This window comes from Halolamina pelagica, from assembly GCF_900115675.1.
GTDB classification, from domain to species: domain Archaea; phylum Halobacteriota; class Halobacteria; order Halobacteriales; family Haloferacaceae; genus Halolamina; species Halolamina pelagica.
In genome coordinates, this window is sequence record NZ_FOXI01000010.1 from 1 (window position 1) to 18,908 (window position 18,908).

Annotated in this window: 22 protein-coding genes; 5 read left to right on the forward strand and 17 right to left on the reverse strand. The window is 68.1% G+C overall.

Annotated features, from left to right (window positions below; genetic code table 11):
- Both BMZ83_RS11840 and BMZ83_RS11845 read left to right on the forward strand, forming a co-directional pair.
- Positions 1 to 540: DsrE/DsrF/DrsH-like family protein (locus BMZ83_RS11840; RefSeq protein WP_074878921.1), on the forward strand; the 540-nt coding region annotated here is incomplete at its 5' end.
- Complete coding sequence (locus tag BMZ83_RS11845) at positions 540 to 767, forward strand: HalOD1 output domain-containing protein (protein ID WP_074878923.1); 228 nt, start codon at positions 540 to 542, stop codon at positions 765 to 767. The genes BMZ83_RS11840 and BMZ83_RS11845, both read left to right, overlap by 1 nt.
- Positions 768 to 893: 126 nt before the next feature.
- Here BMZ83_RS11845 and BMZ83_RS11850 read toward each other — a convergent pair whose 3' ends face one another.
- The 11 genes from BMZ83_RS11850 to BMZ83_RS11900 all read right to left on the reverse strand — a co-directional run bounded on the left by BMZ83_RS11850 (position 894) and on the right by BMZ83_RS11900 (position 9,261).
- Positions 894 to 1,520, reverse strand: coding sequence for a DUF1641 domain-containing protein (locus tag BMZ83_RS11850; RefSeq protein WP_074878925.1), 627 nt, complete (start codon positions 1,518 to 1,520; stop codon positions 894 to 896).
- A gap of 1 nt (position 1,521) precedes the next feature.
- Complete coding sequence (locus BMZ83_RS11855) at positions 1,522 to 2,661, reverse strand: NAD(P)/FAD-dependent oxidoreductase (RefSeq protein WP_074878927.1); 1,140 nt, start codon at positions 2,659 to 2,661, stop codon at positions 1,522 to 1,524.
- The gene (locus BMZ83_RS11860; RefSeq protein WP_074878929.1) at positions 2,658 to 2,900 is read right to left on the reverse strand and encodes a sulfurtransferase TusA family protein; all 243 of its coding nucleotides are present in this window, start codon (positions 2,898 to 2,900) and stop codon (positions 2,658 to 2,660) included. The genes BMZ83_RS11855 and BMZ83_RS11860 overlap by 4 nt, the downstream gene beginning before the upstream one ends.
- 124 nt (positions 2,901 to 3,024) lie before the next feature.
- Positions 3,025 to 3,411, reverse strand: coding sequence for a DUF302 domain-containing protein (locus tag BMZ83_RS11865; protein WP_074878931.1), 387 nt, complete (start codon positions 3,409 to 3,411; stop codon positions 3,025 to 3,027).
- 88 nt (positions 3,412 to 3,499) lie between these two features.
- Positions 3,500 to 4,744, reverse strand: a complete 1,245-nt coding sequence (locus BMZ83_RS11870; protein ID WP_074878933.1) for a M20 family metallopeptidase — start codon at positions 4,742 to 4,744, stop codon at positions 3,500 to 3,502.
- 194 nt (positions 4,745 to 4,938) lie between these two features.
- Positions 4,939 to 5,478 (reverse strand): hypothetical protein, encoded by a 540-nt coding sequence (locus BMZ83_RS11875; protein ID WP_074878935.1) that lies wholly within the window; start codon positions 5,476 to 5,478, stop codon positions 4,939 to 4,941.
- The gene (locus tag BMZ83_RS11880; RefSeq protein ID WP_074878937.1) at positions 5,475 to 6,212 is read right to left on the reverse strand and encodes a DsbA family protein; all 738 of its coding nucleotides are present in this window, start codon (positions 6,210 to 6,212) and stop codon (positions 5,475 to 5,477) included. Before BMZ83_RS11880 ends, BMZ83_RS11875 begins: the two co-directional genes overlap by 4 nt.
- A gap of 195 nt (positions 6,213 to 6,407) precedes the next feature.
- Positions 6,408 to 7,589 (reverse strand): ACR3 family arsenite efflux transporter, encoded by a 1,182-nt coding sequence (gene arsB / locus BMZ83_RS11885; protein ID WP_074878939.1) that lies wholly within the window; start codon positions 7,587 to 7,589, stop codon positions 6,408 to 6,410.
- Positions 7,582 to 8,430, reverse strand: a complete 849-nt coding sequence (locus BMZ83_RS11890) for an arsenite methyltransferase (RefSeq protein ID WP_074878941.1) — start codon at positions 8,428 to 8,430, stop codon at positions 7,582 to 7,584. The genes arsB and BMZ83_RS11890 overlap by 8 nt, the downstream gene beginning before the upstream one ends.
- On the reverse strand, positions 8,423 to 8,866 hold the full coding sequence (locus BMZ83_RS11895; RefSeq protein ID WP_074878943.1) for an arsenate-mycothiol transferase ArsC: 444 nt from the start codon (positions 8,864 to 8,866) through the stop codon (positions 8,423 to 8,425). The genes BMZ83_RS11890 and BMZ83_RS11895 overlap by 8 nt, the downstream gene beginning before the upstream one ends.
- Positions 8,863 to 9,261, reverse strand: coding sequence for an ArsR/SmtB family transcription factor (locus tag BMZ83_RS11900; protein ID WP_074878945.1), 399 nt, complete (start codon positions 9,259 to 9,261; stop codon positions 8,863 to 8,865). The genes BMZ83_RS11895 and BMZ83_RS11900 overlap by 4 nt, the downstream gene beginning before the upstream one ends.
- 198 nt (positions 9,262 to 9,459) lie before the next feature.
- Here BMZ83_RS11900 and BMZ83_RS11905 point away from each other — a divergent pair, with 198 nt between their 5' ends.
- On the forward strand, positions 9,460 to 12,021 hold the full coding sequence (locus BMZ83_RS11905; RefSeq protein WP_074878947.1) for a heavy metal translocating P-type ATPase: 2,562 nt from the start codon (positions 9,460 to 9,462) through the stop codon (positions 12,019 to 12,021).
- 10 nt (positions 12,022 to 12,031) lie between these two features.
- Here BMZ83_RS11905 and BMZ83_RS11910 read toward each other — a convergent pair whose 3' ends face one another.
- The 4 genes from BMZ83_RS11910 to BMZ83_RS11925 form a co-directional block, all read right to left on the reverse strand.
- On the reverse strand, positions 12,032 to 12,886 hold the full coding sequence (locus BMZ83_RS11910) for a universal stress protein (RefSeq protein WP_074878949.1): 855 nt from the start codon (positions 12,884 to 12,886) through the stop codon (positions 12,032 to 12,034).
- A gap of 150 nt (positions 12,887 to 13,036) precedes the next feature.
- Positions 13,037 to 13,429 (reverse strand): secondary thiamine-phosphate synthase enzyme YjbQ, encoded by a 393-nt coding sequence (locus BMZ83_RS11915; RefSeq protein WP_074878951.1) that lies wholly within the window; start codon positions 13,427 to 13,429, stop codon positions 13,037 to 13,039.
- Positions 13,430 to 13,483: 54 nt separating this feature from the next.
- Positions 13,484 to 14,113, reverse strand: a complete 630-nt coding sequence (locus tag BMZ83_RS11920) for a class I SAM-dependent methyltransferase (protein ID WP_074878953.1) — start codon at positions 14,111 to 14,113, stop codon at positions 13,484 to 13,486.
- A 77-nt stretch (positions 14,114 to 14,190) separates the two neighbouring features.
- Complete coding sequence (locus tag BMZ83_RS11925) at positions 14,191 to 14,610, reverse strand: universal stress protein (protein ID WP_074878955.1); 420 nt, start codon at positions 14,608 to 14,610, stop codon at positions 14,191 to 14,193.
- A gap of 167 nt (positions 14,611 to 14,777) precedes the next feature.
- Between BMZ83_RS11925 and BMZ83_RS11930 the strand changes: the two genes are divergently transcribed.
- Entirely contained in the window at positions 14,778 to 15,656 is an 879-nt protein-coding gene (locus BMZ83_RS11930) for a universal stress protein (RefSeq protein ID WP_074878957.1), read from the forward strand.
- Between the two features lie 9 nt (positions 15,657 to 15,665).
- Here the strand turns inward: BMZ83_RS11930 and BMZ83_RS11935 are convergent, their stop codons facing one another.
- Together BMZ83_RS11935 and BMZ83_RS11940 are read right to left on the reverse strand one after the other, a co-directional pair.
- On the reverse strand, positions 15,666 to 16,247 hold the full coding sequence (locus BMZ83_RS11935) for a VIT1/CCC1 transporter family protein (protein WP_074878958.1): 582 nt from the start codon (positions 16,245 to 16,247) through the stop codon (positions 15,666 to 15,668).
- 2 nt (positions 16,248 to 16,249) lie between these two features.
- On the reverse strand, positions 16,250 to 16,537 hold the full coding sequence (locus tag BMZ83_RS11940; RefSeq protein ID WP_074879070.1) for a DUF211 domain-containing protein: 288 nt from the start codon (positions 16,535 to 16,537) through the stop codon (positions 16,250 to 16,252).
- A gap of 551 nt (positions 16,538 to 17,088) precedes the next feature.
- Here BMZ83_RS11940 and BMZ83_RS11945 point away from each other — a divergent pair.
- Complete coding sequence (locus BMZ83_RS11945; protein ID WP_079990175.1) at positions 17,089 to 18,903, forward strand: PAS domain S-box protein; 1,815 nt, start codon at positions 17,089 to 17,091, stop codon at positions 18,901 to 18,903.
- Positions 18,904 to 18,908 lie beyond the last annotated feature (5 nt).

The window sequence follows — 18,908 nt, forward strand, 5'->3', positions numbered from 1 at the left end:
CCCTCGCGTGCTGAACTGGCCGCCCGCGTCGAGGAGCTCGAGGAGGAACTCGCCGACGTGGCCGCCGAGACCGGCGAGGACGAGAAGAAGATGTCCATCATCGCCACGAAGGGCACGCTGGACATGGCGTACCCGCCGCTGATCCTCGCGAGTACGGCAGCGGCGTTCGGCTACGAGGTCACCGTGTTCCACACGTTCTGGGGGCTGGAAATCCTCCACGAGGAGCGTTCGAAAGACCTCAAGCTCAGTTCGGTCGGTAACCCCAACATGCCGGTTCCGAACGTGATCGGCGCGATCCCGGGGATGGACCGCATGACGACGAAGATGATGGAGAAGAAGATCGACGACAACGAGACCGCCTCGATCGAGGAGCTCATCGAGACCTCCCTCGATATGGGCGTGGAGTTCCAGGCCTGTCAGATGACCATCGACCTGATGGACTACGACGAGGAGAACTTCTACGACGGCGTCACCACCGGCGTCGGCGCCGCCACCGCCATCCAGGACATGGCCGAAGCCGACATCCAACTGCTCGTCTGATGACCCCAACAACCCCCCGCCCCGCAACGCGAGTCGTCGACGTGATCGCCGAGCGAACCGGCGTCGATCCCGGCGACCTGACGCCGCCGCTCTCGACGGTCGTCGATCCGGACGCGCTCAACGCGATAGTCGACCACGCCGACACTGCCGACGGAGTCGCGGTCCGCTTCGAGTACGGCGACGACGAGGTCGTCGTCCGTGGCGACGGACGCGTCGAGATCCAGTAGTTTTCTGCGAGGGTACCCCGCGCGCCGACTGTGACCGACAGCGGCGCCGTCTCCACCCACGACAGGGTGTTCGACCGGTGCCGCGTCGCCGACACTGACGGACCGAACGAAAGCCGAGAAGCGGCGCTACTCGTCGGCGCCGCCCGACTTCGCACGGCCCAGCGCCGCGGCGAGTGCCAGCAGGTAGCCGAGGCCGTACTGGACCTCGGGATCCCGGACCGCCCGCACCAGCCCGAGGGCGCCGACTCGTTCCGGCTCCCCCTGTTCGGCCTCGCCGACGCCCTCGAGCAGCGTCTCGAGCCCGTCGCGGGTGTCGTCGTCCGCGGCGGTCTGGGCCAGTTCGCCCACCGAGCCGCCGGTGTCCGCGAGCGAGCGGACCATCTCGTCGTCCAGCGCGGCGGTGCCAAGCGACACGACCTCCGCGAGTTCGACGAGCTCGTCGAGGGTGCCCGTCTGCTGGAGCTCCACTAGCGACTCCAGGGCGGCCTCGAGTTCGGCGCCGTTGTCGCCGACGGCGCCGGCGAGCCCGACGGTCTCCTCGGTCGCGAGTCCGTCGGCGGACTCGGCCAGCGTCGCGGTCGTGCCCGACAGTTCCCGCACCATCTCGTCGCTCAGCGCGCTCTCGCCGAGCGAGAGCACGTCGAGCAGTTCGTTGACGGCGTCGAGACGGCGGACGAACGACGCGACCGCCTCGGGGTTCTCCTCGATGGCGGCCTCGAGTTCGCTCGTCTCGGGCAGTGACTCCTCCGACATCTCAGAGGAGCCCCCGTGCAGTCAGCCAGTACGCCTCGTTGTACGCCAGCTTCGACCAGTGGAGCTTCTCCGACGGCGGCGCCGGGGACGGCGGGTTCTCGTAGTCGAACTCGACGAACGACGCCGAATCCATCCCCGTCTCGATGAAGCACAGCGTCTTGCCGTCGTAGGTCGCCGTCGCGGGGCGGCCGCGGATCTGGCTGGCCAGCCGCTGCCCGACGACGCCGGCCTGGTAGTGGGCGACGCTGCCGGCGTTGGGGACGCCCGTGTCGGCCGTGTCGCCGAGCGCGTACACGTCGTCGGCGGCCTCGGCCTCGAGGGTGTGCTTGTCCACGTCGACCCAGTCCTCGCCGAGCCCGGCCTCCTCGATCAGGTCGATGCTGCTGTGGGGCGGGATCCCCACGAGGAGGTCGTACTCCAGGGTGGTCCCCTCCATCGAGGTGATCGTCTCCGCGTCGGGGTCGACCGATTCGGCGTTGAAGAACGTCTCGACCTCGATGCCGCGCTCGTCCATGATCGGGCGCGCCCACTCCCCGATGTTGGCGTTGCCGTGGACCCGCTGGATGGGGTAGGTGTACGTGATCTCGACGTCGTCCCGGAGCCCACGCTCGCGGAACCAGTCGTCGACCATGAACACGAACTCCAGGGGCGCAGCCGGGCACATGTGCGGCGTGCCGACGACGCTCAGCACGATCCGACCCTCGGTGAAGGAGAGCAGTTCCTCCCGGAGCTCGGTCGCGCCCGACTCGCTGTAGTAGTCGTGTGCAGCCGACGCCAGCCCGGGAATCTTCTCCGGCACGAGCGTCGACCCCGTCGCGAGCACGAGGTAGTCGTACTCCATCGCGCCGCCGTCCCGCGCCTGGAGGCGGTGGGCGTCCGTGTCGAGGTCGGTGACGCGGTCGATGCGGAGGTCGACGGCGTCGTCGACGAGCTCCTCGAGCGGTCGCCGACCGGCTTCGGGTTCGCGCTGGCCGAAGGGGACGTACAGCCAGACCGGCTTGTAGACGTGGTCCGGGTCGTCGTTGATCAGCGTGACCTGGACCTCGCCGCGCTCGATCTCCGTGTCCAGTCGCTCGGCCAGGTTGTTCGCCAGGACGGTGCCCCCGGTGCCGCCGCCGACGATCGCGATGTGGTCGGTCATGCTTTCTCGACGTAGAACGTGTGGTAGTCGTCGCCCTCGTCCACTTCGAGGAGATCGTTACCGGCCTCCTCGGTCCACTCGGGCACGTCCGTCAGCGACTGATCGTTGTCGCTCAACAGCCGCACTACGGTCCCCGAGTCGGCGTCGCGCATCTCGCCGATGAGGTCCATCAGCGGGCCGGGGCAGGCCGAGCCACGCGCGTCGACGGTCTCGTCGTAGGCGATATCGGTGTCAGTCATTAGTACAGTTGCATATGGGTGGCCAACCTCCTTAATAATGCGTAGTAGTTTCAAGACTGTGGGAACACAGGCGCTGTTCGTGGCTGCACGTAGCTGTCGGACGGAGAAACGGAATCGTCGCCGACTACAGCGAGTCGAGGACGCGCTCGAACCGGTCGCCGACCTCGGCGCCGATGTGTTCGAGGTCGTCGTTCCCGGCAACGTCGAGGAGGCGCTCGGGATCGACGGCACTCACGACGACGCTCCCGTCGCCTTCCTCGTAGACGACGACGTTGCAGGGCAGCAGCGCGCCGAGTTCGATCTCCTCGCCGAGCCCCTCGAACGCGAGCGCCGGGTTGCACGCGCCGAGAATGCGGTACTGGCGGAACTCCTCGTCGAGTTTCTCCGCGAAGGTGGCCCGGACGTCGATGTCACAGAGCACGCCGAACCCCTCGTCGCCGAGCGCCTCGATCGTCCGATCGACCACGTCGTCGAACTCGCCGTCGACCTGCTGTTGTAGAGTATACTCCATACGGGACAATTTCGTCCGAACACTCATTACTGTTTCGTGCAGGCCCGGCTGGCGGTAGTGACAGCCAGCAACGGGTTCACGGCAACCGTCAGGCGTCGACCAGGTCGGCCCACACGGCCGGGAGCCGCGCGTACACCGCTGCGTTACCGAGGAGCGCGTCGACGGTCGTGTACTCGTCGACGGCGTGGACGGTGTCGGTCCCCAGCGCGAACTCGACGGTCGGTACGTCGTGGTTCCGCAGTCGCTTGGCGTCGCCGCCGCCCGTCGCGCTCCGGCGATAGATCCGGTCGCCGGTCACGTCCGCCGCCGTCGACGCGACTGCCTCGACCAGCGGTCCGTCGATCGGTTCCGCGGTTCCGACGCTCCAGGAGACGTCCGCGATCGTGATCCCCTCGCAGTCGGCGACACAGTCGCGGATCTCCGCGAGGATCGCCGACGTGTCGACGCCCGCGGTCAGACGGATGTCGATCTCCGCACTGGCCGTCTGCGGGACGCTGTTGACCGCCTCGCCGCCATCGAGGACGCCGAGGTTGATCGACGGGTACCGGAAGAGGTCCCGCGCGGTCGTCTCGCCCATGGTCGGCGCGTAGTACTCCACCGACTCGTCGACGATCGCCGCCATCGCGGGGTCGAGGTCGAGTTCGACCGTCCCGAACCGGTCCCGCAGCGTCTCGACGGCGCCGTAGAGTCGGTCGATCGCGTTGTCGCCGAGAACCGGCCGCGACCCGTGGGCGGCGGTGCCGCTGGCCGACAGCGTCAGCCAGATGCTGCCCCGGTCAGCTACGGTGACGGAGTGGCGCCACTCGTTGCACGTCGGTTCGCCGATGACGCAGGCGTCGGCGTCGAGTTTTCCGGCGTCCAGCAGCGCCGGGAGCCCGGCGTCGCCGCCGACCTCCTCGTCGCTGACGAACGCGAACTGCAGCGTGACCGGCGGCGTCGGACCCTCGGCGTACGCCCGCAGCACCATCAGCATGGACGCGACGGCCCCCTTCATGTCGGTCGCGCCGCGGCCGTAGATGCGGTCGTCGACGCGCTCGCCGCCCGGGTCGAACGACCACTCGTCGGCGTCGTAGGGCACGGTGTCCAGGTGGCCGTTGAACAGCAGCGTCCGATCGCGCTCGCCCGGCACCGTCACGAGGAGGTTCGGCTTCGCCGGATCGGCCGCGAACCGCTCGGTCTCGACGGCCAGCGGCTCCAGCCACGACTCGACCAGGTCGACGACCTCCCGGGTGTCGCCGGGCGGGTTCGCCGTATCGACCGCGAGGAGATCGAGCGCCAGCTCCACGAGCGCCTCCCGCCGCGTCGTGACGTCGACGGGGCTACTCGTCGGCATCGTCGGCCCCCTCGGAGGACGTGGCAACCGCGTCGGTTCGGCCGCCCCCTGCCCCGCCGTCGCCACCGAACGTGTTGCACATACGCGACGTTTCGTCCGCCCAACCTAAAGAACACCGCACGTTGCACAATACCGGGAACCGGTCGGCGCTTCGAAACGCGCGACCGCTGCGAGTAGCGCGGATCGACGCCGGTTCACCGGGTCGGGTCGATCGAGCAGGTCCGCGGGTCGCCGGTCCGTCCCACGAAGTACGCCAGCAGCAGGATCCCGCCGATCCGGAGGAGGTTCCCCTCGAACGGGAGTGCCGCCATCGCACCGAGAAACCCCAGCGTGCCGAGGACGCCCGCACCACAGCTCGCACAGCCGGCGGCGAGCAGCCCCGGGAGGACGCCGGCGAGCGTCGACGCCCCGCCGCGTCGCGCCCGGCGGGCGACTGCGACGGCGTTCGTGACGGCGACGCCCGTCAGGAGCGCGTAGGCGGCCACGAGTGCGATCCCCAACCAGCCGGTTCCGAGGTACACCTCCCGTGTGAGCGCCGACACGGCGTAGGCGAGCTGGGCCGGGTCGCGGGTGAGGGTCTGGACGGCGAACTGCGGGAACGAGCTCAACACCAGTACGGCGTAGGTCACCGCCGTCGCGACCCCGGCGAGCAGTAGTCGCCGGTTCGACGTGAGCGGGTAGGCGAGCCCATCGCGGAGATCGCGAAGCCAGCCCCGGTGACGAGTGTCGGTCACGCGTCCAGCACCCGGTCGATCGCGTCGGCGAAGTTCTCGTAGGGTTGTGCGCCGGTGATCTTGCCCGCGGCGTCGCTCTCGCGGTTGTAGATGACGAATCCCGGCGTCCCCCGGAACGGGACCGATCGGGCCAGCTCGGCGTCGACGGTGATCGACTCCCGGACCGCGTCGCCGCGAGACTGCCGGCACTCCTCGACCGCGTCGAGGGAGACGCCCGCCGTTCGCTCCGTAATCCCTCTGAACGTCTCCGCGGTCGCCCAGTCGTTCCCGTTCCTCTCCTGGGCGTCGAACGCGGCACCGTGCCATCGCCAGAAGGCAGCCGGCTCGTCGGCGGCGACCGTCTCCCAGACACAGCGCCCCCAGACCGCCGCCGGCGTGGAGTACTCGCCGATGACCGGGAAGGCGAGGGCGACCAGCCGCACGTCGCCGGCGTCGACGTAGTTCCGGCCCACCTTCGGGAGCGTCTCCGTCTCGAAGCGCTTGCAGAACGGGCAGAGGTAGTCGGTCCAGTAGTAGACGTCGACTGGGGCGTCCGCCTGTCCGGCGATCGGTCGCCCGGCGAGTTCGACGCCGAAGCCGGTCGTCCCGTCGCTGGGGTGGGACGTTTCCGGAACGTACTCACCCGCACTCGAGCCGCTGCGGGAGGCGAGATACGCGACGGCGCCGCCGAAACCGAGCGTCCCGGTGCCGGCGAGGAGTGCTCGGCGTCTCGTAATCTTGCCCTTCGAACCCATTGATACCCAATAACGGGATCTCGCCGAAGGGCCTTGCGGTCACCAGCGCTCCCTTCTGCGAGCGACCCGCGTTCTGAACACAGACGAAAGCGGTCCGAACCGGACCCGGCGGATCGGTCGTTCGTCCCCACCCGAAACTGCCGTCGCGCGTCCGGGGGCGTCGGTCAGGGCCGGCAGCGTGTCGACGGACACGAGTCAGTCGTCCTCGGTGAGGTGATCGGCGTCGTCGCCGGCGGTGCTCCCCGTTCTCGTACTCCCGAGCGATCCCGTCCCGTGGCCGGTCCAGTCGAGCCGGCGCTGGAGCCACAGCGCGACGTACACGAGCGAGAGCAGGACGGGCACTTCGATCAGCGGTCCGATGACCGTCGCGAAGGCGACGCCGGAGCCGACACCGAACACCGCGGTGGCGACGGCGATCGCGAGTTCGAAGTTGTTCGAGGCCGCGGTGAAGCCGATCGCGGTCGTCGTCGAGTAGTCGGCGCCGATGCCGTGGCCCATCCCGAAGCTGACGAGGAACATGACCACGAAGTAGATCGTCAGCGGGACCGCGATCAGGAGCACGTCGCTGGGCTGGCCGACGATGCGTTCGCCCTGCATCGCGAACATCACGACCACGGTGAACAGCAGCGCGATCAGCGTCAGCGGGTCGATCGCCGGCACGAACTCCTCCTCGTACCACTCGACGCCCTTCGTGCGCGTCCCGACGACGCGCGAGACGATCCCCGCGGCGAAGGGGATCCCGAGGAAGACCGCGATCGCGGTGAACACCTCCCAGGGGCCGATGTCGAAGGCGTTGATGCCCGCTGCGAGCGCCTCCAGTCCCAGCAGGTCGGGGACGAACAGGGCGAAGAACCAGATGTACACGCCGTAAGTGACGATCTGGAACACGCTGTTGAACGCGACCAGTCCGGCGGCGTACTCGCTGGAGCCGTCCGCGAGTTCGTTCCAGACGAGCACCATCGCGATACACCGGGCCATCCCGATGAACACGAGCCCGAGGAAGAACTCCGGTCGGGCCGGCAGCCCCGGGACGAGCCCGCTGAAGAAGACGATCGCCAGCGCGAACATCACGGTCGGGCCGATGAGCCAGTTCTGGACGAGGCTCAGCCCCAGCACCTTCCCGTTCTTGAAGACGGTCGGGAGCCGGCCGTAGTTGACCTTCGCGAGCGGCGGGTACATCATCAGGATCAGGCCGATCTCCACGAGGTGGAACTCCCGGATGGGCCGGGTCACGCCGGGAGCGACGTAGCCGAGGCCGACGCCGACGGCCATCGCACCGAAGATCCAGACGGTGAGGTACTTGTCGAGGAAGTCCATCGACCGCGGATCGCCGCAGTCCGGGCAGTCGCAGTTCGGGCCGTGGTCGACGTTACTCACCGTCCACCTCCGGCTTCCGGGCAGTGATGGCGGCGGCGACGAGGAACTCGCTCACGTCGTACTCGTCGTCCCAGTCGCGGATGACCTCCTCACTGTCGTCTTTCGGCGCGATATCCACCGACGTGAACCCTGCCGCGGCGAGCATCGTTTCGAGGCGGTCGATCGTCGACGCGCCGGCGACACAGGACGCGACGGACTCCGGATCCGCCCGAACGTCGGCGGGGACCTCGGCGGTCAGCACGACGTCCGAAATGGCGAGCCTGCCGCCCGGACGGAGCACGCGGAACGCCTCCTCGAACACCTGTGGCTTCTCCGGCGAGAGGTTCACGACGCAGTTCGAGATGATCACGTCGACACTGGCGTCCGCGACCGGGAGATGCTCGATCTCACCGAGTCGGAACTCGACGTTGTCTGTTCCGTTCTCCCGGGCGTTCTCGCGTGCCTTCTCCACCATCTCCGGAGTCATGTCGACGCCGATCACCCGGCCCGCGTCGCCGACCTCCCGTGCGGCGAGGAAGCAGTCGAACCCCGCCCCCGATCCGAGGTCGAGCACCGAGTCACCGGCGTCCAGCGACGCGATCGCTTGGGGATTACCACAGCCCAACCCCAAGTTCGCCCCCTCCGTGACACTGGACAACTCGGCGTCCGAGTAGCCGAGTTTCCGCGCCGTCTCGTCGGCGGGGGCGGTGGCTTCCGCGGAACTGCAGCAGGAATCGTCAGTCGAACAGCAGTCACCGGCACGCTCTTCGGTCGCGATGCGTGCGTACCGTTCCCGCACGACTTCTCGTTGTGTCTGTGGGTCGAGACTGGACTCCGTCGAGGAGTCTCCTGGTTCAGGCACTGGTGGTCACCTCGCGTTCGATTTCGTCGAAAAGCGCACTCACGCGGTCACGGATCTCGTCGCGGATCGCTCGGACCCCTTCGAGGTCCGCCCCGTCGGGATCGTCGAGCGCCCAGTCACGGACATCGACGGCGGATCGGTCCGCGTCGAGGTCGAGCGTCGAACAGCCCATCGTGGCGACGTAGTCACACGCCGCGAGCTCGTCCGACGAGATCGCCCCCGGGCTGCGATCCGAGAGGTCGAACCCGGCCTCGCCCATCGCGTCGACGACGACGTCGTGAACGTGCTCGGCAGGGCGAGTGCCGCCAGTACGGATCTGGACGGCGTCGCCGAGACCGCGACGGTCCCGTTCCCGTTCGGCGAACGCGGTCGACATCTGCGACCGCCCGGCGTTCTGGACGCACACGAACGCCACGCGAACCGGGGTGTCGGTCATCGGTCGGTCCCTCGCGTCTCGTCGAGGGCTGCCAGGAGCGCCTCGGCGCGATCAGTGGTCTCGTAGTACCGCCACGTCCCGTCTTTTCGCCGCGTGACGAGTCCGGCGTCGAGGAGATCCGAGAGGGCGTGACTGATCGCACTGTCGCTGACGTCGACGACCGGGTTGATCTCACAGACACACAGTTCCCCATCCGCGGCCGTGAGTAGCCGGACGATGTTGTACCGCGTATCGTTCCCGAGGGTCTTGAGCGCGCGCAGATCAGCGTCGAGATCCGAGGGCGCCGCGGACTGATGCGACCGGAGCGTATCGAGCCGTGCCTCCAGGTCGGCGTCACAGCAGCCGCCGTTTTCCTCGGTGATGAGTCGTTCGAGGCGGTCCGTTTGCGAGCTCATGAATGAGTAGTTGAACACCTCCTCATATAACGGTGTCGGGGCGAGACGACGGTCGATTGCAGCCGCGACGGCGACCCCGACTCCGGGAGCACCGACGGACGACTTAATAAATAATTCCCGCTCGATTACTAAAAAGACGCATCTTACCCCGGGTCGTTAGCAGCGGGATTATTAACTACACAGCGACTACCGGCAGGCATGAGCGGTCCGAAGGAATCCGAGGGGGACCACGACGAGGGCGCCGACAGCTCCCCGCCCCCCGAAAACGGCGATCCGGCCGGCTCCGAAACGGCGGAGTCAGTCGAGCTCAGCGTCCCCGGGATGGACTGTCCCTCCTGTGCCACCAAGGTCGAGACAAGCGTCCGGGAACTCGACGCCGTCGAGACCGTCGATCCGGAAGTGACGACGGGGAAGGTGAGAGTCAGCTACGACGGCGACGGCGCGGCCCCCGGGGACGTCGCCGAGCGCGTGGAGAAGGCGGGGTACGAGATCGACGACGCCGTCGGCGAGGCGACCGAGACGTTCACCGCCCCCGAGATGGACTGCCCGTCCTGTGCCGGGACGGTCGAGAACGCGATCACGGCCCTCGACGGGGTCACGGGCTACCGGACCGAACCGACGACCGGGAAGGTCGTCGTCACGTTCGATCAGTCCGACACGTCCGCCGCGGCGGTCCGCGAGGCCATCGAGGGCGCTGGGTACGAGGTCGTCGACTCCTCGGCCGACGGCGACGGCGGCGTCGCCGGAACCGACAGCGTCTGGCGCAGCCGCCGCGCGATCAAGACGTGGATCAGCGGCGTGTTCACGCTGCTCGGCCTCCTCTTCGAGTTCGTCCTCCGCGGTGTGAACGCCGAGCTACTCGCAGCGGGCGGCATCGCGCTCACGACCGCGGACGTGCTGTTTCTCGCGGCCGTCGTGGCCGGCGGGCAGGAGATCGTCCGCGGCGGCTACTACTCGCTCCGCAACCGGAACCTCGACATCGACCTCCTGATGAGCCTCGCGATCCTGGGCGCAATCGCCGTCAGCGTCGGGTTCGGGGAGTCGCTGTACATGGAGGCCGCGACGCTGGCGTTCCTGTTCAGCGTCGCCGAACTGCTGGAGCGCTACTCGATGGACAAAGCCCGCAACTCGCTCCAGGAGCTGATCGACCTCTCGCCGGACGAGGCGACGGTCCGGCGTGACGGCGAGGAAGTCACGGTGTCCGTCGACGACGTGAACGTCGGCGACGCGGTCGTCGTCAAACCCGGCGAGAAGATCCCCCTCGACGGCGAGGTGACCGACGGCGAGAGCGCGGTGAACCAGGCGCCGATCACCGGCGAGAGCGTCCCGGTCGACAAGACCCCGGGCGACGAGGTGTACGCCGGGACGATCAACGAACAGGGCTACCTCGAACTACAGGTGACCTCGGCGGCCGGCGACAACACGCTCTCCCGGATCATCGAGATGGTCGAGGACGCCCAGTCCAACAAGACCGAGCGCGAGCAGTTCGTCGAGCGCTTCGCGGGCTACTACACGCCGGTGGTGGTCGCCTTCGCCGTGCTGGTGACGCTCGCGACGCCGACCGTTCTCGGCGCCACGCAGACCGAAGCGATCGTCTACGGCCTGACGCTGCTCGTGCTCGCGTGTCCGTGTGCGTTCGTTATCTCGACGCCGGTCTCGGTGGTCTCGGGGATCACCAGCGGCGCGAAAAACGGCGTCCTGATCAAGGGCGGCAACCACCTCGAGGCGATGGGCGAGGTCGACGCGGTCGCGTTGGACAAGACGGGGACGCTCACCACGGGCGAACTCAGCGTCACCGACGTGATCCCGCTCGGCGACCGCACCGAAGCGGACGTGCTCCGGTGTGCCCACGGGCTCGAACGCCGGTCGGAGCACCCGATCGGCGAGGCCATCGTCGACCGCGCCCAGCAGCGGGAGGTCGACCGACGCAACCTCGACGAGTTCGAGAGCATCACCGGGAAGGGGGTCCGGGCGGACCTCGACGGGGAGACCCACTACGCCGGCAAGCCCGGGCTGTTCGAGGAACTCGGGTTCGACCTCAACCACGTCCACGCCGCGACCGACGGCGGCGTCGTGACCGGGAAGAGCCAGCAGCTGTGTGAGCGAAACGACTGCGTCGACCTGCTGGAGACGGTCGTGCCCGAACTCCAGGCCGAGGGGAAGACGGTCGTCCTCGTCGGCACGGACGCGGAGATCGAGGGCGTGATCGCCGTCGCCGACGAGGTGCGCCCGGAGGCCGAGGCCGCCGTCGCCCGGCTCCACGATCTCGGCGTCGAGCACGTGGTCATGCTCACGGGGGACAACGAGCGCACGGCGCGGGCGATCGCCGAGCGCGTCGGCGTCGACGAGTACCGCGCGGAACTGCTCCCCGAGGACAAGGTCGACGCGGTGAAAGAACTCGACGCGGCCGGCGACGGCGTGGCGATGGTCGGCGACGGGATCAACGACGCGCCCGCGCTCGCGACGGCGACGGTCGGCGTCGCGATGGGTGCGGCGGGGACGGACACCGCCCTCGAGACGGCCGACATCGCGCTGATGGGCGACGACCTCTCCCGGCTGCCCTACCTCTACGAGCTCTCTCACGACGCGAACAGCGTCATCCGCCAGAACATCTGGGTGAGTCTGGGCGCGAAGGCGGCGCTCGCGCTCGCCGTGCCGTTCGGACTCGTCCCCATCTGGGCGGCCGTGCTGGTCGGCGACGCCGGGATGACCCTCGGCGTCACCGGGAACGCGATGCGGCTCTCCCGGATCGAGCCCTAGTGCCGACCGTTCAGCGCGTCTTCGACGGCGGCACGAGCAGCACGTTCGACCGCGCCCTGGCAGTCACCGTCTCGGAGGTGCTGCCCAGCAGCAGGCGGCGAATCGGCCCCTGCCCCCGCGATCCCATGAGGATCGTCGTGGGGTCGAACTCCTCCTCTGCGGCCAGGATCTCGTCGGCGGCCTCGCCCGCTCGCACGACGGTTCGGGTCTCGATGCCCAACGACTCCAGCCGATCGGCTAACTCGGCTAACTGGGCCTCCGCGTCCGCGTCGGTGTCGCCCTCGCTGCCGGCCCGACGTTCCGGCGGCGCCACGTGGAGTAGCGTCGCTTCCTCCGTCGCCGACTGGAGCTGCTCGAACTCGTCAAACGCCCGCTCGGCGTTCTCGGAGAAGTCCGTCGCGTAGAGGACCCGCTGGAACAGGTGTTCGTTGGCGACTTCGGGTTCCTTCTCGCCTTCGACGATCCGCTGGACCAGCAACGGCCGAACCGCTGTTCGGGCCACGTTGCGGGCCGTGCCGCCGATGAACCGTTGCTCGAGTGGGCTCTGCCCACGCGACCCGACGATGATGAGGTCGGCGTTCACGCGATCGGCGAGGCCGTTGATACGTCGGTGCGGCGTCCCCCGGAGGACGTGTGTCTCGACGGTGAAGCCCTCGTCCTCGAGCAGCCGGCGCTGGCGTGCGAGCGCCTGCTTCGTGCGTCCCCCGACGTCGCTACCGGGCATGCCGGTCGTGACGTTGGGACTCGTGACTGTGACGAGGTCGATCGCGTCGATCCCGTAGCGCTGGAGACACTCCAGGCAGGTCTGGGAACCGATGGCGGTCTCGATTGCGGCGGACAAGTCAGTCGCGTATACTGCGCGCATACTCGACGTAGGTGGCCGGTCGTATTAATATTGTGTTTACCACACAATTCTGCGGCCCGGTCCCGATGTTCGACGACGAAACGGGCCTTCTTTCGTGGATCAGCACTGGGGACGTGGCTCGCGAAACTGCTTCGAAGGCGGCGGGAACTGCTACCTCGACGTCACTCGCACCTCCAGTGACCTGGTTCGCGGGCCGTCGCACTCGACGAACAGGATCGACTGCCACGTGCCGAGCGATAGCGAGCCGTCGACGACCGGAACGGCGACGCTCTCGCCGAGGAGCATCGCCCGGAGGTGTGCGTCGGCGTTGTCGTCGACCTCGTCGTGGTCGTACCCCTCCCCGCGCGGGACGAGCCGGTCGAGCGCTCGCTCGGTGTCCCCGAGGAGTCGAGACTCGTTCTCGTTGACGACGACGCCCGCGGTCGTGTGCGGGACGAAGACGGTACAGACACCGTGCTCGATCCCGCTCGGGACCGCCTCGGCCACCTCCGCCGTCACGTCGACGATATCGGTTCGCGCGGTGGTCTCGACCTGGAGCGACATAGCGGTCGGTACGGCGGCTGGCGGAAAGAGCCTGCCCGTCACGGGCTCCGTGGCCTACCGGGTCGCCTCGATCGCCACGAACGATCCCTCGCCATAGCCCGGTTCGATCGGTTCCCCGCCGTCGGCCTCGCCGGGCCAGTCGTACAGCGTCTGGACGAACTCGAACTCGCTGAACCCCGCGTCCTCGAGTGCGTCGACGAGTCCCTCCGTCGAGACGAACGTCGCCTCCCGGTAGAAGGGGCTGTCCGACTGCTTCTCCAGGTACCGCGCCCCCACGGGGCTCTCCTTGTCGATGTACCCGATCACGAGGCGTCCATCCGGGCCGAGGACGCGTGCCGCTTCAGCGAGCGTCCGTGGGATGTCGTCGACGAAGCAGATCGTCGTCACCAGCAGCGCCGTGTCGAACGTCCCGTCCCCGAACGGGAGGGACTCGGCGACGCCCCTGACCACGTCGACGCCGCGCTCCCGCGCGATGTCGAGCATCGCCGCGGCGGGGTCGACGCCGACGCCGATCCCGAGCGGGGCGGCGAACCGCGCGCTCCCGACCCCGATCTCGAGTCCGTCGCCCGGCGACGGCACGAGCCGGCGCAGCGCCGCCAGTTCGGCCCGATAGGCGGCCTCGTTGTCGTCGAACCAGGCCTCGTACTGAGCAGTGCGCTCCTCGAAAGGGGTTGCGGTGGGCATACCGGACCCTAGGCGCCGTGGTGACAGTAAGGTTGGGACGGCAGCAGTTCCCGTCGGCGGACTCCCGAGGTCCCGGGCTACCGAACGACGGTCACCGGCACGGGCGAGTGCTGGACGACCTTCTGGGCGACGTTCCCGACGATGAGCCGGTCAGCCAGGGTGCCGCTGTGGCTGCCGATCACCACCACGTCGAACCCGTCGGCGTGGTTGACGATCGCTTTCGCGGGGCTGCCCCAGGAGACGTCGGTCTCGATTTCGACGCCGTGTGAGTCGGCGATCTCGCGGGCCCCGTCGAAGATCTCGGCGGCGCGTTCCTCGGCGGCTTCCTCGATGTCCGACTCCAGCGCCAGCCCCACGCTCGCCCCCATCATCGCCGAGGGGGCGCCAGCGATGTGCAGGACCGTAATCTCCGCCTCCGGGTGCGTCTCCAGGGCGTACTCGAGCGCGTGTTCGGCCATCTCCGAGCCGTCGATCGGCACCAGAACTCGGTGGGTCATACAGTCGATAAGGAGCCCCAAACGATAAAGGCAGGCCCCGGCCGAGGGAACCGGCCCCAACGAGACCGGTGGCGAGCGGCTGAACCGACCCAACGATGCTGTTCGACCTCGCGACGACCGCCCGGCGGATACCCGGTATTTTGTAGTTGTGTCCCCAAGGGAACACGATGTACGATAAGCTCCTCTTCCCGACTGACAGCAGCGAGGGCACATCGACCGCGTTCGATCACGCCCTCGACGTCGCCGCGACACACGACGCGACGGTACACGTCCTCAACGTGGTAGACACGTCCGGTGACGGCCGCCGCCGAGGGGGCGACGACGCCGTGGCCGAGCTCGAAAGCGAGGGGGAACAGCTCGTGAGCGAGACGGCGGCAGCAGCCCGCGAACGCGGCGTCGACACCGAGACCGCCGTCGAGCGGGGGAATCCCTACCGGGCGATCGTCGACTACGCGAACGCGGAGGGGATCGACCTCATCACTATGCCGACCCACGGGCGCCGCGGTCTCGAACGGTTCCTGCTCGGGAGTACGACCGAACGCGTCGTCAGACGTGCCGACGTGCCGGTGCTCACGATCCGCCCGCACGAGGAAACCCGGATCGAGCACCCCTACCGGAACGTCCTGGTGCCGACCGACGGCAGCGCCTGTGCGGAAGAGGCCCTCACGACGGGGATCGAGATGGCGACCGTCGATAATGCGCGGCTCCACCTTCTGTCGGTGATCGACACGATGGCGCTCGGCGCCGACGTGCGGACCGAGATGCAGCTGGAGACCATCGAGGAGTCCGCGAACCGGATCGTCGACGACGCCGCCGACCTCGCGACGGAGCGGGGGATCGACGTCCCCGTCACCGCAGTCGAGTTCGGCTCGTCGATCCCGAACACGGTCCTCTCTTACGTCGACGAACACGAGGTCGACCTCCTCGTCGTCGGCACGCACGGGCGGACCGGCTTCGACCGGTATCTGCTCGGCAGCGTCACGGAGAAGCTGATCCGGACCTCGCCGGTCCCGGTACTCACGGTCCGAGAGCCCGCCGAGGAGTGAGAGGCCGGTTCACCCCGGGAGCAGGAAGTTCAACACGGCGACGAGAACGCCGGCCAGCCCCATCCTGGCGCCGGCGACGAGCCAACTCTGCTCGGAGATCGTCGCGAGATACGCCCCGAAGGCGAAGAGGATACCGACGGCGACGCCGATGGAGATCAGCGTCGCCGCGCGCATGCTCAACAGGGTTCCTTCGGCGAGGAACGGGACCATCGGCAACACCACCCCGATGATCGGGCCGATACCGCTCATCAGTGCGTTCACCTGGCGGGCGCCGGCTTGCTGTCGCTGAACCCGCGTGTCGGCGAGGTCAGTCAACATTGCGTGTTCGATGCGGGCGCGCTCGGCCCGCTTCTCGGCGCGTTCGATCTCCCAGACGCTCCAGACGCCGGAGGTACCGAGCCCGATCGCGGCCCCGATACCGATACTGAACACCGTCAACCCGTCGGGGATACCCGATAGGTAGGCGCCGACGGTCACGCCGATGCTCGTGAGCGCGCCGTCGAACCCGTTCGAGATGAAGTAGCGCCGGGAGATCGACCGGACGTCCTCCCGTTCCAACGCTCGTACCAGCCGTCGCAGGGGGGAACGCATGCTCAGTCCTGTGGCGTTTTGCTCTGTTCGACGAGGCGCTCGCCACAGGCGGCCTCGTCGATCGAGTGCACCGCCGCACCGAGATCCTCGATCGTTTCGTAGACCGCCTCGACGCGGATCGGATCGCCCTCGACGGTCATCTTGACGTTCTGGACTTCCTCCTCGTTCTCGGCCAGGACGACGTTGACGCCGTCGACGCCGTCGATGTCGGCGACGGCCTCGGCGGTCGTGACGACATCCGGATCGTACGGTTTCAACAGGTCGAGGACGAGTCGTCGAGCTGTGACCATGTCGAACAGTTGTCGCCCCATCGCTTAATCCCGGGGGCCGGTGGTCGTCAGACGGGAAGTCAGTAGTGAATGGCCGTGGAACCGGTCTCAGTCGGCCGATCGTACCCGGCGGCACAGTTCGGAAGCCAAGGGTTCGGATCACGGTCGGGGGGCACCGTTCGAACCGGCGGGAAACGCTGGCAAGGTGAGGACGCGACAACCCGCAGGATCGAGTGGATTCGACGCATCGACGGGATCGGACGCAATCGGGACGACACACTCTCGCTGCCCACCTCCTGAGGGGGAAGACGGACCGGTCGTCCCCCCACTATCAGCCCTCGGGAATCGTCGTCCCGTCGATCGGTTCGGTCGGATCCGAAACCGGGCGCAGCGTGAGCCCGTTTTCACACGCCGGACGCGAAGACGATGTTCCACGGCCGCCCCGGCAACCCCCGCCACTTCGGGTGCCTTCGTTACCTTCGGCACCTGCGTTTGCGAAACCGAGTCACTGCCAGTCGCTCCGGGAGCGGGATGACCCGTGGTTTAACTACGGGCGGAGCGACTATTGATCAATGACGGATTCGTTCCCCGGGGGAATCGAGGGAGCCATCGACGAGCAGGGGCTCATCGCCGACGTCGGGGAGGGCGTGTCCGTTCTCCACATCGAGGACGACGAGCGTTTCGCCGACCTGGTCTCGACGTTCCTGGAACGCCAGCGCGACTACTTCACCGTCGAGACGGAAACCGACCCCCGGGCGGCTCTCGATCGCCTGGAACACGCCGACGTGGACTGCGTCGTCTGCGACTACGACATGCCGGGCCTGGACGGCTTGGAGGTACTCGAACGCGTCCGCGCGGAGTATCCGGACCTCCCGTTCGTCCTCTTCACCGGGAAGGGTAGCGAGGAGATCGCCAGCGAGGCGATCTCCAAGGGGGTCACGGAGTACCTACAGAAGGGCGGCGGCACCGAGCAGTACGCGGTGCTGGCCAACCGGATCGAGCAGGCCGTGGCGCGGTACCGCGCGGAGCGACAGGTGACACGCGGGTTCCACGCGATCGAGACTGCCCACGACGGTATCAGCCTCCTCGACGAGGGCGGCCAGTTCATCTACGTCAACGAGGCGTACGCCGACATCACCGGCTACGACCGGGAGGAGCTGATCGGCACCCACTGGGACGTCCTGTATCCGGCCGGCGAACTGGACCGGGCCTACAACGAGATGATCCCCGCGGCCCGGGAGGGCGAGTGGAGGGGACGGACCGTCTACGTCCGGAAGGACGGCGACACCGTCGACGTCGACCACCGGATCACCTTCACGACGGACGACACGCTGATCTGCACCATCACCGACGTGTCCGAGGACGAAGCGGTACGCGAAGAACTGTCGCTGAAGGAACGCGCGATGGACGAGGCACCCATCGGGATCACGATCACCGACCCCGAGCAGGCGGACAATCCCATCGTCTACGCCAACGACGGGTTCGTCGAACTGACCGGCTACGCTCGCGAGGAGATCACGGGGGAGAACTGTCGGTTCCTCCAGGGCGAGGAGACGCGTGCGGAGCCGGTCACGGCGATGCGAGAGGCCGTCGCCGACGCCGAGCCGGTCACCGTCGAGCTTCGTAACTACCGGGCCGACGGCGACCTGTTCTGGAACCGCGTCAGTATCGCGCCGATCCGGGGCGCGGACGGCGACCCCGACTACTTCGTCGGCTTCCAAGAGGACGTGACCGAACGCCACGCGATCCAGGAGCGACACGAGGAGTGGATCCAGCTGATGCGGGGGTTCGGGGACGTGCTGTCACACGATTTGCAGACGCCGCTCTCCGTGATCCGTGGTCGCGTGGAGTTAGCACAGGAGACGGGCGATGTCGGTCACCTCGAGGATATCGACGAGCCGATCGACCGGATGGCGGCGCTGATCGAGGACGTCGCAGCGGTGATGGAGACCGGCGAACTGGTGAGCGACGAAGCGCCCGTCGACGTGGCGGCGGTCGCGGAGGAGGTCTGGCAGACGTTGGAGGTCGGCGACGCGTCGCTGGCTCTCGACGACGGGACGCCGACCGTGGCCGCCGACGAGGACGCGCTGCGACGGCTGCTCGAGAACCTGCTGGGGAACTCGCTGGAACACGGCGGGGACGCCGTGACGATCCGCGTCGGGGGGCTGGACGGCGAGGCGGGGTTTTACGTCGCCGACGACGGCCCGGGGATCCCGGAGGCGGAACGGGACGACGTGTTCACCCCCGGGTTCACGACGAAGGAGGGCGGCAGCGGGCTCGGGATGGCCAGCGTGGCCCAGATCGTCGCTGCTCACGGCTGGGAGATCCGGGTTCGGGACGGGATCGACGGCGGCGCCCGGTTCGAGATCGTCGACGTCGAGGCGTAACTGAC

Bases quoted from the DNA above. Each gene is read 5' to 3' on its own strand.
- BMZ83_RS11845 (WP_074878923.1), top strand. From the start codon at position 540: ATGACCCCAACAACCCCCCGCCCCGCAACGCGAGTCGTCGACGTGATC.
- BMZ83_RS11850 (WP_074878925.1), bottom strand. From the start codon at position 1,520: ATGTCGGAGGAGTCACTGCCCGAGACGAGCGAACTCGAGGCCGCCATC.
- BMZ83_RS11855 (WP_074878927.1), bottom strand. From the start codon at position 2,661: ATGACCGACCACATCGCGATCGTCGGCGGCGGCACCGGGGGCACCGTC.
- BMZ83_RS11860 (WP_074878929.1), bottom strand. From the start codon at position 2,900: ATGACTGACACCGATATCGCCTACGACGAGACCGTCGACGCGCGTGGC.
- BMZ83_RS11865 (WP_074878931.1), bottom strand. From the start codon at position 3,411: ATGGAGTATACTCTACAACAGCAGGTCGACGGCGAGTTCGACGACGTG.
- BMZ83_RS11870 (WP_074878933.1), bottom strand. From the start codon at position 4,744: ATGCCGACGAGTAGCCCCGTCGACGTCACGACGCGGCGGGAGGCGCTC.
- BMZ83_RS11880 (WP_074878937.1), bottom strand. From the start codon at position 6,212: ATGGGTTCGAAGGGCAAGATTACGAGACGCCGAGCACTCCTCGCCGGC.
- BMZ83_RS11895 (WP_074878943.1), bottom strand. From the start codon at position 8,866: ATGACCGACACCCCGGTTCGCGTGGCGTTCGTGTGCGTCCAGAACGCC.
- BMZ83_RS11900 (WP_074878945.1), bottom strand. From the start codon at position 9,261: ATGAGCTCGCAAACGGACCGCCTCGAACGACTCATCACCGAGGAAAAC.
- BMZ83_RS11905 (WP_074878947.1), top strand. From the start codon at position 9,460: ATGAGCGGTCCGAAGGAATCCGAGGGGGACCACGACGAGGGCGCCGAC.
- BMZ83_RS11910 (WP_074878949.1), bottom strand. From the start codon at position 12,886: ATGCGCGCAGTATACGCGACTGACTTGTCCGCCGCAATCGAGACCGCC.
- BMZ83_RS11915 (WP_074878951.1), bottom strand. From the start codon at position 13,429: ATGTCGCTCCAGGTCGAGACCACCGCGCGAACCGATATCGTCGACGTG.
- BMZ83_RS11920 (WP_074878953.1), bottom strand. From the start codon at position 14,113: ATGCCCACCGCAACCCCTTTCGAGGAGCGCACTGCTCAGTACGAGGCC.
- BMZ83_RS11925 (WP_074878955.1), bottom strand. From the start codon at position 14,610: ATGACCCACCGAGTTCTGGTGCCGATCGACGGCTCGGAGATGGCCGAA.
- BMZ83_RS11930 (WP_074878957.1), top strand. From the start codon at position 14,778: ATGTACGATAAGCTCCTCTTCCCGACTGACAGCAGCGAGGGCACATCG.
- BMZ83_RS11935 (WP_074878958.1), bottom strand. From the start codon at position 16,247: ATGCGTTCCCCCCTGCGACGGCTGGTACGAGCGTTGGAACGGGAGGAC.
- BMZ83_RS11940 (WP_074879070.1), bottom strand. From the start codon at position 16,537: ATGGTCACAGCTCGACGACTCGTCCTCGACCTGTTGAAACCGTACGAT.
- BMZ83_RS11945 (WP_079990175.1), top strand. From the start codon at position 17,089: ATGACGGATTCGTTCCCCGGGGGAATCGAGGGAGCCATCGACGAGCAG.